16 protein-coding genes are annotated in these 14,962 nt (G+C 63.9%); 7 read left to right on the plus strand and 9 right to left on the minus strand.

The window, feature by feature from the left end:
* Nucleotides 1-142 precede the first annotated feature (142 nt).
* Together AB4Z43_RS08185 and AB4Z43_RS08190 are read right to left on the minus strand one after the other, a co-directional pair.
* The gene (locus AB4Z43_RS08185; RefSeq protein ID WP_284277813.1) at nt 143-1,180 is read right to left on the minus strand and encodes a zinc-binding dehydrogenase; all 1,038 of its coding nucleotides are present in this window, start codon (nt 1,178-1,180) and stop codon (nt 143-145) included.
* A gap of 52 nt (nt 1,181-1,232) precedes the next feature.
* Nucleotides 1,233-2,474 (minus strand): acyl-CoA dehydrogenase family protein, encoded by a 1,242-nt coding sequence (locus tag AB4Z43_RS08190; protein WP_441936841.1) that lies wholly within the window; start codon nt 2,472-2,474, stop codon nt 1,233-1,235.
* A 114-nt stretch (nt 2,475-2,588) separates the two neighbouring features.
* On the opposite strand from AB4Z43_RS08190, the gene AB4Z43_RS08195 reads away from it, so the two are divergent.
* The 6 genes from AB4Z43_RS08195 (at nt 2,589) to AB4Z43_RS08220 (ending at nt 6,919) form a co-directional block, all read left to right on the plus strand.
* Nucleotides 2,589-3,404, plus strand: coding sequence for an SDR family oxidoreductase (locus tag AB4Z43_RS08195; RefSeq protein WP_441936843.1), 816 nt, complete (start codon nt 2,589-2,591; stop codon nt 3,402-3,404).
* Between the two features lie 39 nt (nt 3,405-3,443).
* Complete coding sequence (locus tag AB4Z43_RS08200; protein ID WP_019861112.1) at nt 3,444-3,929, plus strand: MaoC family dehydratase; 486 nt, start codon at nt 3,444-3,446, stop codon at nt 3,927-3,929.
* Nucleotides 3,926-4,960 carry a phosphotransferase gene (locus tag AB4Z43_RS08205; protein WP_441936845.1) on the plus strand — a complete coding sequence of 345 codons (1,035 nt, stop codon included), beginning with the start codon at nt 3,926-3,928 and terminating at the stop codon, nt 4,958-4,960. The genes AB4Z43_RS08200 and AB4Z43_RS08205 overlap by 4 nt, the downstream gene beginning before the upstream one ends.
* A gap of 12 nt (nt 4,961-4,972) precedes the next feature.
* A complete protein-coding gene (locus AB4Z43_RS08210) occupies nt 4,973-5,749 on the plus strand; it encodes an SDR family NAD(P)-dependent oxidoreductase (RefSeq protein WP_441936847.1) in 777 nt (258 codons plus the stop codon).
* 96 nt (nt 5,750-5,845) lie between these two features.
* Nucleotides 5,846-6,490 carry a TetR/AcrR family transcriptional regulator gene (locus AB4Z43_RS08215; protein WP_019861116.1) on the plus strand — a complete coding sequence of 215 codons (645 nt, stop codon included), beginning with the start codon at nt 5,846-5,848 and terminating at the stop codon, nt 6,488-6,490.
* Nucleotides 6,491-6,670: 180 nt separating this feature from the next.
* Nucleotides 6,671-6,919: a DUF680 domain-containing protein gene (locus AB4Z43_RS08220; protein WP_441936849.1), complete on the plus strand. Its 249-nt coding sequence runs from the start codon at nt 6,671-6,673 to the stop codon at nt 6,917-6,919.
* A 48-nt stretch (nt 6,920-6,967) separates the two neighbouring features.
* Here AB4Z43_RS08220 and AB4Z43_RS08225 read toward each other — a convergent pair whose 3' ends face one another.
* A complete protein-coding gene (locus tag AB4Z43_RS08225) occupies nt 6,968-7,882 on the minus strand; it encodes an AraC family transcriptional regulator (protein ID WP_051726866.1) in 915 nt (304 codons plus the stop codon).
* A gap of 103 nt (nt 7,883-7,985) precedes the next feature.
* Here AB4Z43_RS08225 and AB4Z43_RS08230 point away from each other — a divergent pair, with 103 nt between their 5' ends.
* Nucleotides 7,986-8,834: an SDR family oxidoreductase gene (locus tag AB4Z43_RS08230; protein WP_069093106.1), complete on the plus strand. Its 849-nt coding sequence runs from the start codon at nt 7,986-7,988 to the stop codon at nt 8,832-8,834.
* A gap of 42 nt (nt 8,835-8,876) precedes the next feature.
* Here AB4Z43_RS08230 and AB4Z43_RS08235 read toward each other — a convergent pair whose 3' ends face one another.
* From AB4Z43_RS08235 to AB4Z43_RS08260, 6 genes are all read right to left on the minus strand, one after another.
* Nucleotides 8,877-9,926, minus strand: a complete 1,050-nt coding sequence (locus AB4Z43_RS08235; RefSeq protein WP_019861120.1) for a Gfo/Idh/MocA family protein — start codon at nt 9,924-9,926, stop codon at nt 8,877-8,879.
* Between the two features lie 16 nt (nt 9,927-9,942).
* Nucleotides 9,943-10,728: a ThuA domain-containing protein gene (locus tag AB4Z43_RS08240; RefSeq protein ID WP_441936852.1), complete on the minus strand. Its 786-nt coding sequence runs from the start codon at nt 10,726-10,728 to the stop codon at nt 9,943-9,945.
* Nucleotides 10,729-10,806: 78 nt separating this feature from the next.
* Nucleotides 10,807-11,037: a hypothetical protein gene (locus tag AB4Z43_RS08245; protein WP_027047386.1), complete on the minus strand. Its 231-nt coding sequence runs from the start codon at nt 11,035-11,037 to the stop codon at nt 10,807-10,809.
* Nucleotides 11,038-11,096: 59 nt separating this feature from the next.
* The gene (locus AB4Z43_RS08250; protein WP_019861125.1) at nt 11,097-11,681 is read right to left on the minus strand and encodes a sarcosine oxidase subunit gamma; all 585 of its coding nucleotides are present in this window, start codon (nt 11,679-11,681) and stop codon (nt 11,097-11,099) included.
* Nucleotides 11,674-14,667, minus strand: coding sequence for a sarcosine oxidase subunit alpha (locus AB4Z43_RS08255; protein ID WP_064980847.1), 2,994 nt, complete (start codon nt 14,665-14,667; stop codon nt 11,674-11,676). Before AB4Z43_RS08255 ends, AB4Z43_RS08250 begins: the two co-directional genes overlap by 8 nt.
* Nucleotides 14,664-14,960: a sarcosine oxidase subunit delta gene (locus AB4Z43_RS08260; RefSeq protein WP_019861127.1), complete on the minus strand. Its 297-nt coding sequence runs from the start codon at nt 14,958-14,960 to the stop codon at nt 14,664-14,666. The genes AB4Z43_RS08255 and AB4Z43_RS08260 overlap by 4 nt, the downstream gene beginning before the upstream one ends.
* Between the last annotated feature and the right edge of the window lie 2 nt (nt 14,961-14,962).

The following is a 14,962-nucleotide window of genomic DNA, read 5'->3' on the forward strand; positions in this document are numbered from 1 at the left end:
CAAAGCGGCGAGGCATAGGGGGCTGAAGAGCGCGATTGTGATCTCGGCGGGCCGCTGCGGATGGCCGGACGCGCGGGCGTCCTAACAGGAAAGACGCGCCGAAAGCCTCGTATTCGGGCTTCCGGCGTGGCTTCGAATAGCATCAAGGCCGGATGAAAACCTTGCCGTTGGGCTTGGCCAGTTCCGCCGGCACCCGCGCGATCGCCTCGGCGAGCGGCACGACGGCCGTCACGTCGGTCGACCAGCGCCCATCGGAAAAGCGCTTCTGCGCTTCAAGGATCGCCGGACCGCGCCGCTCCCTAGATTGCCGCATCCATTCGCTCAGCCAGAAACCCTCTATATGCTTGTGTTGGAAGATCAGTTGGCCGGGCTCGCGGATGATGGTGGCGTCAGGGTCGAGCCGGCCATAGATGATCCAGCGCGCCCGTTTCGGCATCGCATTGAAAATGGCCGAGGCCAGCGGCCCGGTGACCGCATCGAGGAAGATGCGCGGTTGCTCCGCCTTCATCACCTCGCGCAGCGTGACCTCGAAATCCGGCGCCTTCTCGTTGAGCACATGGGCAGCGCCGATCTCCTTCAGCAGCGCGATCTGCTCATCGCGGCGCACGGTGACGATAGGCCGGTACCCTTCCTCCTTGGCCAGGCCGATGATCAGCTTGCAAAGCTGACTGGCGCCGGCGGTCATGACGAAGGCCTTTTCGCCGTCCTGCTTGACGATGTCGAACATGGCGATGGCGGTAATCGGATTGACGATCATCGCCGCGCCGTCCTCGTCGCGCACCGTATCGAGCAGCGGAATGCAGGCTGCCGCCTCGGCGACGGCATATTCAGCCCACGAGCCCCAATTGCTGAGGCCGGTGGCGAAGGCGACGCGCTTGCCGACGAGGCTCTTGGCATAGGGCTCGTCACCGCCGGCGACGATCGTGCCGACACCCTCGAAGCCGGCCGGCCGGCCTTTGGCGCGCGGCTGGCCGTACTGACCCTTGATGAAGGCGACATCGGAGGGGTTGATCGAGGCCAGGCTGACCTTGATCAGCACCTGGCTCGGTCCGGGCACCGGCACCGCGATGCGGCCCGGCACGAGATAGGGCTCCATCGCCTCGAGCGCACTGCCGCTTGGCGTCTTGGTGTAGCCGTCGCCGACCAGGAGCAACGCGTTCATTTCGGAGGGAATGGTCATCGGCGACACTCCTTGGTTGTTGACAGAACACTCATGGTCTAGCGGCTGCTGCTCACAGCTTCTCCTGCGTGTACTTTTTCAGCTCCGACCGCGCCACCTGCCGGCGATGCACGGCGTCAGGGCCGTCGGCAAGGCGCAATGTCCTCAGATGCGTCCACGACCGCGCCAGCGGCGTGTCCTGGCTGATGCCTTGCGCGCCGAACATCTGTACCGCCTCGTCGGTGATCCTCAGCGCGACGCGCGGCGCGATGACCTTGATCTGGCTGATCCAGGGCGCAGCGGCGCGCGCATCGCCCTGGTCGATCATCCACGCCGCCTTGAGGCAGAGCAGCCGGGCCATCTCGATCTCCATGCGGCATTCGGCGATGATGTCGAAATTAGCGCCGAGTTTCGCCAGCTTCTGGCCGAAGGCCTCGCGGCGCACGGAGCGCTGGCACAGCATCTCCAGCGCCATCTCTGCCTGGCCTATGGCACGCATGCAGTGATGGATGCGGCCGGGACCGAGCCGCCCTTGCGCGATCTCGAACCCCCTGCCCTCGCCAAGGATCAGGTTCGCTGCCGGTACCCTGACATTGTCGAAGCGCAGGTGCATATGGCCATGCGGCGCGTCGTCGTCGCCATAGACCTGCATGGCGCGGACCTTGGTCGCGCCCTTTGTGTCGGAAGGCACCAGGATCATCGAATGGCGGCGGTGCTGAGGCTCGTCGTCGCCGCCGGTCCGCACCATGACGATGTAGATAGCGCAGCGCGGGTCGCCGGCGCCCGAGGCCCACCATTTCTCGCCGTTGAGCACATAATCGTCGCCCTGCCTCTCGCAGCGCATCGAAATGTTGGTGGCGTCGGACGAGGCGACATCAGGCTCGGTCATCAGATAGGCCGAGCGGATTTTTCCATCCAAAAGCGGCTCGAGCCACACCTTCTTGTGGTCGGCCGAGCCGTAGCGCTCCAGCACCTCCATATTGCCGGTGTCCGGCGCCGAGCAATTGAAGGTTTCGGCGCCGAGATGCGCCTTGCCCATCTCCTCCGCCAGATAAGCGTATTCGACGGTGGACAGGCCGTAGCCTCGTTCCGAGCCTGTCAGCCAGAAATTCCACAGACCGCGCTCCCTGGCGGTCTTCTTCAATCCTTCGAGGATTTCGCTCTGGCGTGGGCTGTAGACCCAGCGGTCGCCCGCCTTGCCCACCTCGCCCAAGAATTCCTTGTCGAGCGGCATGATCTCGTCGCGCACCATGGCCGCGACGCGCGCGTGGATCGGCTTCAGCCGCTCGGTCATGCCGAGATTCATCTCCGTCATCGGTCGCTAACCCTTCATAGAGGCCCGGCAATTTACCCGTGGCAAGGATGACCGTACTTCGGATAGCCTTGTCAACGCGAACTCTTTGCCCAGGGCAAAGCGTGGAGGACTGGAATGGCCTATCTCGACGAGCTGTTTTCGGTGGCCGGCAAGACCGCGCTGGTGACGGGCGCGGCGACCGGTATCGGCCGCATGGCGGCGACAGCGCTGGTCAAGGCCGGCGCCGGCGTCATGATCGCTTCGCGTAAGGGCGAGGATTGCATCCAGGTCGCCAATGCGTTGAACGGGCTCGGCGCCCCTGGCCGGGCCGAGGGCTTTGCCGGCGACGTCTCCAGCGAGGCCGGCATCGCCGCGCTCGTCGCCGAGGTCAAGGCGCGGACCGGAAAACTCGATATCCTGATCAACAATGCCGGCGTTTCCTGGGGCGCGCCGCTGGAGAGTTTTCCCTATTCGGCATGGGCCAAGGTGTTCGGCGTCAATGTCACCGCCGTCTTCCACCTGACCCGCGAATTGCTGCCGCTGCTCGAAGCCGCCGCCAGCGACGCCGATCCGGCCCGGGTGATCAACCTGGGTTCGGTGATGGGCACGCAGCCATTGGCCGACGACGCCTATTCCTACACGGCGTCCAAAGCCGCGGTGCATCATCTGACGCGTACGCTCGCACTCGAATTCGCCGCCTGCCGCATCACCGTCAACGCCTTTGCCCCCGGCCCTTTCCAAAGCCGCATGACGGCCTTTGCCACCGGTACCGATGAGCAGGCCAAACATGTCGGCGGCCATGTTCCGATCGGCCGTATCGGCGCACCGGATGACATTGCCGGCGCAACGCTCTATTTGTGCAGCCGTGCAGGCAGCTATGTCACCGGCGCCATCCTGCCGATCGACGGCGGGCAGTCGGTGCAGCATGGATTGACCTTGTTCAAGGAATGACATTTTCCGGCCATAGAAGCCGGAGGTGAACTGGAGGACATGAGCGTGGAACCGATCAGTCTCGATGTGCTTCTGGCCAGTGTCGGCAAGGAGGTTGGCGTTTCGCCGTGGCGGGTGGTGACGCAGCGGATGATCGACCAGTTCGCCGACGCCACCGACGATCACCAGTTCATCCATTGCGATCCCGAGCGGGCCAAGCGCGAGACGCCCTTCGGCGGCACCATCGCGCATGGTTTCCTGTCGCTGTCGCTGCTGTCGGCAATGACCTTCGAGACCATGCCGCCGCTGGAAAACGGCAAGATGGGCGTCAATCACGGCTTCGATTCGCTGCGCTTCCTGGCGCCGGTGAAGACCGGCGCGCGCATCCGCACCCGCTTCGTGCTGGCCGATGTCAAGGTGAGACCCTCGGGCTGGGTGCAGACGGCGCACGACGTGACGATCGAGATCGAGGGCTCGAAGAAACCGGCTCTGACCGCCCGCTGGCTGACGCTGACGCTGATCGAACGCCAGCCCGAGACCGCATGAACGACCCCAACGCGCTCGACCAGGCAGCGCTTGCGCCTTACCTCGAGGCGGAAATCCCCGGCTTTTCCGGGCTTGCTTCAATCGAAAAATTCAAATCCGGCCAGTCCAACCCGACCTATCTCATCACGGCGGCCAGCGGCCGCTATGTGCTGCGCGCCAAGCCGCCGGGGCAGTTGCTGAAGTCGGCGCATCAGGTCGACCGCGAATTCCGCGTGATGAAGGCGCTTGCCGGCACCTCCGTGCCAGTGCCCGAAATGCTGCATCTGTCGGCCGAGGACTCGCCCATCGGCCGCATGTTCTATGTCATGGATTTCCTCGACGGCCGTATCTTCTGGGATCCGGCATTGCCCGAGGCACGTGACAACGATGAACGCGCCGCCATCTACGACGCCATGAACGGCACGCTCGCGGCCCTGCACGATGTCGATGTCGACGCGGTGGGTCTTTCCGATTTCGGCCGGCCGGGCAATTATTTCGAACGGCAGCTGGCACGCTGGACCAGCCAGTACCGCGCCTCCGAAACCGGCATAATCGCCGACATGGACCGACTGATCGCCTGGCTGGAAACGCACCTGCCCGCGGATGACGGCCTGGTATCGCTGGTGCATGGCGACTACCGGCTGGACAATCTGATCTTCGCGCCGGACCGGCCAAGGGTCATCGCGGTGCTCGACTGGGAACTGTCGACATCAGGCCACCCCGTCGCCGACATCGCCTATCAATGCATGCAATGGCGCCTGCCGCATGCTTCCGGCTTTCGCGGCCTCGGCGGCGTCGACCGCGCCGCGCTCGGCCTGCCTTCCGAGGAAGACTATATCGCTGCCTATTGCCGGCGGCGCGGGCTCGGCGGCATCGGCAACTGGACCTTCTTCCTCGCCTTCTCCTTCTTCCGGTTAGCGGCGATCTGCCAGGGTGTCTACAAGCGCGCGCTGGACGGCAATGCCTCCAATCCCGAAAAGGCCAGGACCTATGGCGAGGCCGTGAAGCTGCTGTCGCATCTCGCCGCCAGACTGATCGACAAGCAGACATGACGGGGAGCAATTATGGGCCGCTTTGACGGAGCAACGGTGCTGATCACAGGTGCCGCCGGCGGCCTCGGCCAGGGTGCCGCGAAAGGCTTTGCCACCGAGGGCGCGCGGCTGGTGCTGTCGGACATCGACGACAAGGCGCTCGCCGATCTCGCCGCAACCTTGCCCACAGAGACGGCGATCCTGGCCGGCAACGTAGCCGACGAAAAACTGTCCGAGGATCTGGTCCGGCTTGCGGTCGAAAGATTCGGCAGGCTGGATGTCGCCGTCAACAATGCCGGCATCGTCCAGAGTTTCGTGCGCCTGCCGCAGGTTCCGTCGGACGAGGCCCGCCGCGTGCTTGAGATCGACCTGCTTGGCGTCTTCTATGCCATGAAGCACCAGATCCCGCAGATGGAGCGGCAGTTCAAGGCGACGGCCAGGGGCGGCGCCATCGTCAACATCGCCTCGGTTGCCGGACTGGTCGGCGCGCCGAAACTCTCGGTCTATGCCGCCGCCAAGCATGGCGTCGTCGGGCTGACCAAATCGGCGGCCGCCGAATATGCGACCAAGGGTGTGCGCATCAACGCCATCTGCCCGGCCCACACCAGGACGGCAATGGTGGACAGTTTCGTGCGCGCCTCCGCTATGCAGGAGGCAGAGGCGTTGGCCGAACTGACACGCGGTGTGCCGATGAAACGCGTGGCGGAAGTCGATGAAGTCACCGCCGCCATCCTGTTCGCCGCCGACCCGGCCAACTCCTTCATGACCGGCCATGCGCTGGCCATAGACGGCGGCGTCGGCGCCATCTGAGCCATGCCGTTTGGGAACTTCCCGTGCCCTTGTCCGTTTCCGTACAGCGTATATAATATAGCCAGATACCCCAGACACGACCGAAAGGCACCGGATTTGCCGCTGAGCGTGCAGAAACGCCGCGAGAAACAGAAGGCCGAACTGCGTTCCGAACTGGTCGCGGCCGCGCATAAGCTCGTTCAGGAAGAAGGCTATGAGGGCCTGACCATCCGCAAACTGGCCAAGCGGGTCGGCTACGCGCCAATGTCGGTCTATTCCTATTTCGCCGACAAGCAGGACATTCTGTTCGCGTTGGCCGAGGACGCTTTCGAAACGCTTGCCCGCCGTATCGAGGAGCATCCGTCCGACGATCCGGTCGAGGCCTTGCAGGCCGTGATGACCGAATATGCCGCCTTCGGCCTCGGCAATCCCAATGAATACCGCACCGTTTTCATGACCGAAAAGACCAGGCCGCCGGAAGGTCGGAGTTTTCAAGAAATGCACGAGGCCAACCCGGCGATGAAGGTGCTGATCACGCGGGTCGAAGCCTGCGTCGCCGCCGGAAAATTGCAAGGCGATCCGCGCGCCATCGCCACCATGTTGTGGGCGGTCGGCCACGGCACGATCTCGCTGCTGATCACCTTTCCCTTCTACCCCTTCGGCGACCCGCAGGCATTCGTGAAACGCATGTGCGATTTCCAACTGGCCGCACTGAGCACCCAGAACGTACCGCCATTGACCGATACACTGGTCAACTGCTGAACGACATCTCCTTCGTTTCCAGCCACCCCTTCGGACCAAACCGAGGGCAAATTCTTGGTTAACAAAAAAGTTTATCGTACGCGTACGATCTTGACTTGAACTTCGCGATCGGCAGTCGTATTTGTACGTAGCACCGTACATGTACGGAAGAAATTCACCCGTCGAAAACGGAGACTGACGATGAAAAAGACACTCCTCGCCCTCGCCGCCGTGGTGGCACTTTCCGGTTCGGTCTTCGCCGCCGGCACCACCCAGCCGGTCAAGCACCTGCCGGCCGCGACCTGCGTCGACACCAAGACCAATGTGAAGCTGGATTGCGCCTCGACCGGCTCGGTCGAGAAGAAGGGCACCGCGGAAAATACCGCTGAAGGCAAGGGCCCGCGCCTTGGCATCAGCATCAATCCCTGGATCCTGCCAAGCGCGTTCTAAGATCGACCGCATCCCCGCCCGGGGTTTCCCCGGGCATGGACGAGATAGCTACCCCAGGTTCTGCGCCTGATATTGAGTTGGTGCGCAGCCAACCTTGCCGCTGAAGGCGGTGCTGAAGGCACTAGCCGATTGATAGCCAACATCGGCGGCGATCTGGCTGAGCGGTTTGTGGCTATGCAGCAAGGCATCCTTGGCCAGCGCCATGCGCCACGCCAGCAGATATTCGACCGGTGCTGCCCCGACGATATCGGTGAACCGCCGCGCAAAGCGCGAGCGTGACATACCGGCACTTCTGGCGAGTTCGGCGACCGTCCACGCTCTGCCGACATCCGCATGGATGTGGGCGAGCGCCCTCGCCAGCTTCGGATCCGCAAGGCCGCCAAGCAGTCCCTGAGGCTGTAACGCGCGCCGCGCGCCATCCCGCCGCAGCGTTTCGATCAGCATCACCTCGATCAGCCTCGACAGCACCATGTCCCTGGCCGGCCGTGCAGCGTTTGTCTCATCGACGATGATGCGCATCAGGTTTCCCAGCCTTTCCCCGACTTCCTCCGCCGCCCGTATATGGGTGAAGCGTGGCAGCAGACCGAACAGCAGATCGGCATTGGCCGGGTCGCACAGGATCAGGCCGCCAAGGATGCGCGTCGTCGGGCCTTCCGCTAGTGTGCCGACCCTGAGCTCATTGTTGACCGTATTGCGTTGCTTGAACTCGGTGTCGGACAGGACGAGCTTGGCGCCGGGGTGGCTGACGAAGCACACCGAAGACGGCTGCGCGGCCAGGAGGTAATCCCCCGCGCACAGCCGCACCGCCTCGGCATAGTCTGGCTCGAACCAGCATTCACCTTCGGTCACCAGATAGAAGGTGGGGTCGGTCTGGTATGGCGAGCGGATGCCCCACTCACCGGTTGCTGCGAGATTGCCAAGCAGCAGCGTCCTTGGGCGCAACAGGGCGATGATATCGGTCAAGGGGTCCAAATGAGACGATCCGTAATTTAACTGGCATTTTCCATTATAGATCAGCCCAAACGTTTTACCTAGATCACCCGCATAACCTCAAGGAGTTATGTGAATGACCAAGACCGTCCTCATCACCGGCTGTTCCTCCGGACTGGGCAAGACCACGGCGAGGCACTTCGCGGCCCAAGGCTGGAACGTCATCGCCACGATGCGCAAGCCGGACCAGAGCCTCGCCGCCGGCTATCCCGAGCAAATGCTTGTCTTGCCTCTCGACGTCACCAACCCAGCCAGCATAGAGAGCGCCATTGCCGCCGGGATCGCGCGATTTGGGCATATCGACACCGTCGTCAACAATGCCGGCATCAGCGTCGTTTCGATCTTCGAGGCGACCGCGAAGGAGACGATCCGCGGCATTTTCGAGACCAATGTTTTCGGGGTGATGAATGTCATGCAGGCCGTCATCCCGCATCTGCGTGATCATGGCGGCGGCACGATCGTCAACATCACCTCCGGCGTCGGGCTGGCGGCCGTACCACTGCTGGCGCTGTACACCGCGACCAAGCATGCCGTCGAAGGCCTGTCGGAATCGCTGTCCTACGAACTTGAATCGCAGAACATCCTGGTCAAGCTGGTCGAACCCGGCGCCATGCGCACCACCAGTTTCACCGCCAACACCATGGAGGCGTCACAGGCCGTTTCCGTGCCGGCAGAATACAAGCCCTACTTCGACCACATGATGCGGTCGATGATGAACTACCCGCTCCCGGATGCGGATGAAGAACAGGTCGTTGCGACAATCCATGCGGCGGCGACCGATCCATCAAACCGCCTGCGCTATCTCGCCGGTCCGGACACCGAGGAAATGGCGAGGTTGCGTTGGTCGACCTCGGAAGACGAGTATCTGTCGACCATGAACCGGTTGATGGGGCAGACCGCCTGGCGCGACGGCAATCCTGGCTGATCGCTTTGCGCCAAGGCTGCCAACCGCTGCGATGGCCGGATGTCAGCCGACCGAGATCGGCAGCCTGCTCGCCGAACTCTCAAAGGCGGCGTCGATCAACTTCTGCATGTCGGCGGCGCGCCGGAAGGACGGGGCACCATTCTGCCCGGCATCCAGCGCGTCGACAAACCGCCGGGCGTTGCGCTTGACATCCGGCAGGGCCAGCTCGCGCCAGAGCTGAACATCGACGTCCTCTCCCAGGCACGCCGACAGCCGCGCTGCCTTGCCATCGGTCTCGACCTTGAGCGCTCCCTTGGTGCCATGCAGCGCCAGCGACAGGTCATTGCCATGGCCGGTCGTGTAGCGGCTCGCCATGATCGTCGCCAGTGCGCCGGATGCCAGCCGTGCCGTCATCGCCACGCTGTCATTGGCGTCCAGCACATAGTCGCCGATCCGGTTGCCCTCGGCCTTCGGAAACGTCACCAGATCGGCGTGCAGGCTGACAATATCCTGGGCCGCGCCATAGGTGGCGAAGTCCAGGATGTGGATGCCGACATCGCCCAGAACCCCGGTCGACCCGTGCCGGGTCGACAGCCGCCACAGCCATTTGTCCTCGAGGCGCCAGTCGCCCCAGGATTTGCTGACCAGCCAGCTCTGCTTGTAGCTCGCCTCGACATGGCGCAATTCGCCGATCGCGCCCGCCAACACCAGACGCCGTGCTTCCTGGATCGCCGGTGAATTGCGGTAGGTGAGATTGACCATGTTGACGAGGCCGGCGGCCTCGGCCGCTTCGGTCATGGCAAGCGCATCGGCATGGTTCGGCGCGAGCGGCTTTTCGCAAAAGACATGTTTTCCCGCGGCAAGCAGCGCCAGCGTCGTCGCCTTATGCACACCGTCCGGAGTGGCGTTGATGGCGGCGTCGAAATCGCCCCAGGCGATCGCCGCTTCAAGGCTCTCGAAAGAAGCGCCGATCTCGTTGGCAGCGGCAAACGCCGCCGCGCGGCCAGGCAGCTGATCGACACAGGCGACAATGCTGCAGCCAGGAACCTTTGCGAACTCTTCGACATGATGTCCGGCGATCCAGCCGGTGCCGAGCAAGAGCAGGCGATGCATCAGATCAGGTCCCCCATCAACTCAAACCCTTGTCGCCATCGGCATGCAGGCGCAGGCCCTTCTGCACGATCTTCTCCTTGGCCTTGTCCGTCGGCACGTTCGGCGCATTGGTGATGCCGGACCATGCGGGCGCCGGATTGTGCGCCCAGTGCACGGCATTGCGCAGCACCTGCTGCACGCCCTCATTGTGATAGATCGGATAGGTCTCGTGGCCGGGCGAGAAATAGAAGATGCGGCCCGCGCCACGCTGGTAGGTCAGCCCGGAACGGAACACCTCGCCGCCCTCGTACCAGGAGACGAACACCGTCTCCAGCGGCTCCGGCACGGCGAAGGGCTCGCCATACATTTCCGTCTCGCCGATCTCCAGGCATTCGCCGATGCCTTGCGCGATCGGGTGGCCGCGGTTGATCGCCCAGACCCGCTCGCGCTCACCCGCCTCGCGCCATTTCAGCGAACAGGGCGTGCCCATCAGCCGCTTGAATATCTTCGAGTAATGGCCGGAATGCAGCACGATCAGCCCCATGCCTTCCCAGATCCGCTTCTGCACGCGCTCGACGATCTCGTCCTTGACCTCGCCATGCGCGGCATGGCCCCACCACAAAAGCACGTCGGTGGCGGCCAGGCGCTTCTCGCTCAGCCCGTGCTCGGGTTCCTGCAAGGTGGCGGTCGTCGCCTCGATGCCCTTGTCCTGGTTGAGTGCCGCGGCGATCGTGCCATGCATGGTCAAGGGATAGAGGTCGCGGACGGCGGCATTGGTCTGTTCATGGACGTTCTCGCCCCAGACAACAGCTTCTATCGGCATTTTTCCTCCTCCAAAGCGCTTTGAATATCCCATCTGGCGATACCTTGGAAAGATGCCTTCGGCCAAAATTGCGGAAAATCAGGGCTTGCGGGATTTTCGACCAGGAACGGTCTTGGCCTTGCCCGGCTTGGCGGGCGCGCCGGGGATCGCCGAACTGGTGATGGACACCGGATCGCTGGCCGGGAACGTGTCCTCGAGGCCCTCCTCGAGCTCCTCTTCCGCGCTTGACGCTTCGTGTTGCTCGTGCTCAAGCGAGCGGACGGCCGACGTCTTCTTGAGTGGCAACCTCGGCACGGACTTCGACGGCATCGACACTTCTCCCTCGACCTGTTGCCGCACAACGAACGCGGGCGGCAAAACGTTCCGGGTCAGCCAGCCGCGTCGCGGGCTCCCTCGGACAGGAAAGTAAAGACATAGTCCGAGAACGAACGCCAGCACTCGACCCGGAAGGCGTCGTTCGACGTGCGCAACAGCACGATCTCGGCCTTGCCGAGGATGGTGCGCGAAGCCGCGCCCGCCGGGAAGGCGTCGAGCGACAGGTCCTGCGGGCAGCCCGAATTGATCGCGGCTTCGGCCGCCGGACCGGTGACGGAGATCGCGATGTTACGGTGTGAAATGCCGACCGCCGAATGAAGCGCGGCGACCGTCGCACAATCGGCGAGTGGATCGTTTCCGCCCTCGTCGATGACGAGCCACTCGTCGGGGCCGAGCCACAGAGCGGTGCGCCCGCCCTTCGACGCGGAAGTCTTCGGCTTCTTCGGCAAGGTCAGGCCAAGCGCCTTCGACAGCGCCGCGACCGAAGCCTCCGGCGCGCGCAGCGAGATGCGCTCGGCTGGCGGCAGCACTTCAACCTTTACGCCGGTCGCCGTCGTAGTGCGTCCAGCCAATGCCGGACGGCGGTCGACTGAAGGCGATGCGGCCGCAGCCGTCTTCTTTGCAGCAGCCTTAGCCATTGAGGCGGCCTCCCGTCTCGTCAAAGAACACCATGCCGGTAACCTCCACTTCGATCACCCCGTTCGGCATTGGCACATAGAGGGTGTCGCCCATCCGGTCGCGGCCGCCGGCAACCAGCGCCAGCGCGATCGAACGGCCGCAATTCTGCGACCAGTAGCTGGACGTCACGTGGCCGATCATCTTCATCGGGATTGCCTGCTTCGGATCCTCGACGATCTGCGCGCCTTCCTCCAGCACCACCTTCGGGTCCTTGGTCTTGAGACCGACCAATTGCTTGCGGCCCTTGGCGACCAGGTCCGGCCGTGCCATGCCGCGGATGCCGACGAAATCGGTCTTCTTCTTGCCGACCGCCCAGTCGAGACCGGCATCGTTCGGCGTCACCGTGCCGTCCGTGTCCTGGCCGACGATGATGTAGCCCTTTTCGGCGCGCAGCACGTGCATGGTTTCAGTGCCGTAGGCGGTGGCGCCATGCTTCTGGCCTTCGGCCCACAGTGCTTCCCAGACGGCCTGGCCGTAATCGGCCGGCACGTTGACCTCGAAGCCGCGCTCACCGGTGAACGACATGCGGAACAGCCTTGTCGGCACGCCGCAGATCTTGCCTTCGCGCACCGACATGTGCGGCAGCGCCTCATCCGACATGTCGATGCCTTCGACAAGCGGTGCGATGATGTCGCGCGATTTCGGCCCCTGCACCGCGATGACCGCCCACTGTTCGGTGATCGAGGTCAGCCAGACATTGAGATGCGGAAACTCCGTCTGGAGATAGTCTTCCATATGGTTCATGACACGCGGCGCGCCGCCGGTCGTCGTCGTTACATGGAAACGGTCCGGCGCCAGACGGCCGACGACGCCGTCATCATAGATGAAGCCGTCCTCACGCAGCATGATGCCATAGCGGCAACGGCCGGGCTCCAGCTTCTCCCACGGATTGGTGTAGAGCAGCTCCATGAACTTGGCCGCATCCGGCCCGACCACCTCGATCTTGCCGAGCGTCGAGGCATCGAACAGGCCGGCGGTCTTGCGCACCGCGACGCATTCGCGGTCGACCGCCGCGTGCATGTCTTCGCCGGCCCTGGGGAAATACCAGGCGCGCTTCCACTGGCCAACATCCTCGAACACGGCACCTTGGGCCTCCGCCCACGGATGGATCGCCGTCTTGCGCGTCGGGTCGAACAGCGGGCCGCGCGCATGGCTGACGATCGCCCCGAAGGTGACCGGCGTGTAGGGCGCGCGGAACGTGGTCAGGCCGACTTCCGGGATCGGCTTTCCGAGCGTCTCCGCCGCGATCGCCAGGCCGTGCATGTTGGAGGTCTTGCCCTGGTCGGTCGCCATGCCGTTGGTGGTGAAGCGCTTGACGTGCTCGATCGAGCGCATGCCTTCATGCACCGCCTGGCGGATGTCCTTGGCGGTAACGTCGTTCTGGAAATCGACGAAGGCCTTCACCGTCGTGTCCGGCCCGGCGCCAGGCGCCGCGCCCAGCATACCGCGCGACCAGCTTTCGGAGGCGTCGACCTTAGGCTTTGTGCCCTTGGCGGTCTTCGCGCCGGAATCCTTGGCTGCCATGGCGCCAGCCGCATAGGCTTCGTCCACCGTGGCCGACAAGCCGTCGGTGCCGTTGCAGGCGCCGACCGAAACGCAATCCTGTGCATAGGTGCCCGGCACGAAACGCTTGGTTTCGTCGTTGAAGGCGACCTTGCCGCGTGACTGTGAGAACAGATGCACCGACGGTGTCCAGCCGGCCGACATCAGGATCGCATCGACGGAAATGGTGCGCTCGCCGCCGCCATTCTTCGGCTGCACGGTCATCGAGGACACGCGCAATTTGCCGCCGGCACGGATCACCGCGCGGCCGAAATTGATCTCGATGCCGAGCGCCCGCGCCTCGTCGATCACCGGTCCCGTCGGGTTGTCGCGCAGATCGACGATCGCCGCGATGTTGACGCCGGCCTTCTTCAGGTCGATCGCCGCCGCATAGGCTGAATCATTGGCGGTGTAGACGCCGACATTCCTGCCGACCGCCACGCCATAGTGGTTGAGGAAGGTACGCGCCGCGCCCGCCAGCATGATGCCCGGCCGGTCGTTGTTGGCGAACACCATGTGGCGCTCGATGGCGCCAGACGCCAGCACCACGCGCTTGGCGCGTACTTGCCAAAGCCGCTCGCGCGGCAACTCGTGGCCGGGAGCCTTCAAATGGTCGCTGACGCGCTCGACCAGCCCGACGAAATTCTGCGCGTAATAGCCGAAGGCCGTGGTGCGCGAGAGCACACGGACATTATCCATGGCTGTGAGCTTAGCGATCGCCGCTTGCGCCCAGACGAAACCGTCTTGGCCGTCGATTTTCGCCCCTGTCTCGAAACGCAGGCTGCCGCCGAATTCGGCCTGCTCGTCGGCGAGGATGACGCGCACGCCGGTTTCCGCTGCCGCTAAGGCCGCCGCGAGGCCGGCCGCACCACCGCCCAGCACCAGCACGTCGCAATGCGCGTAGCGCGACGAATAATGGTCGGGATCGGGCTTGTCGGGCGAGACGCCAAGGCCGGCCGCTTCGCGGATCTTCGGCTCGTAAAGGCTTTTCCAGGCCGCCTTCGGCCACATGAAGGTCTTGTAGTAGAAGCCGGCCGAAAACAGCGGTGATGCCAGGTCGTTGACCGCGCCGACGTCGAAGGACAGCGACGGCCAGCGGTTCTGCGAATTGGCGGCGAGCCCGTCATAGAGCTCCTGCACGGTGGCGCGCACATTCGGCGTCTTGCGCGCGTCGTCACGCACGATCTGCACCAGCGCATTGGGTTCTTCCGCGCCGGCCGACAGGAAGCCGCGCGGCCGGTGGTACTTGAACGAGCGGCCGACCAGATGCACGCCATTGGCAAGCAGTGCGGAGGCCAGCGTGTCGCCCTCGATGCCGGTATAGGACTGGCCGTCGAAGCTGAACCGCGCGGTCTTGGCCTGGCTGAGGCGACCGGCTCTCGGAATGCGGAACGCGCCGCTCATTTGGCAACTCCCGGGAGCTTGGCGGGTTTGGGTTCGCCGGCCTTGTAGGTCATGACGAACTTGTCGGTGACGGTGTCGCGCACAGCGTTGAAGAAGCGCGCACAGCCATGCATGTGCCGCCAGCGCTCATAGATGATGCCCTTGGGGTTCGAGCGGATGAAGAAGAACTTCTCGAAATCGTCGTCGCTCTCGCCCGCCATGTTGGCCGAGCGCGCAATATGCGCCTCGCCGGCGTTGCGGAATTCGAGTTCCGGGCGCTCTTCCTCGCAATAGGGGCAGCGGATGAGAAGCATTC

The organism is Mesorhizobium sp. 2RAF45 (assembly GCF_052115225.1).
Taxonomy (GTDB): Bacteria; Pseudomonadota; Alphaproteobacteria; order Rhizobiales; family Rhizobiaceae; genus Mesorhizobium; species Mesorhizobium jarvisii.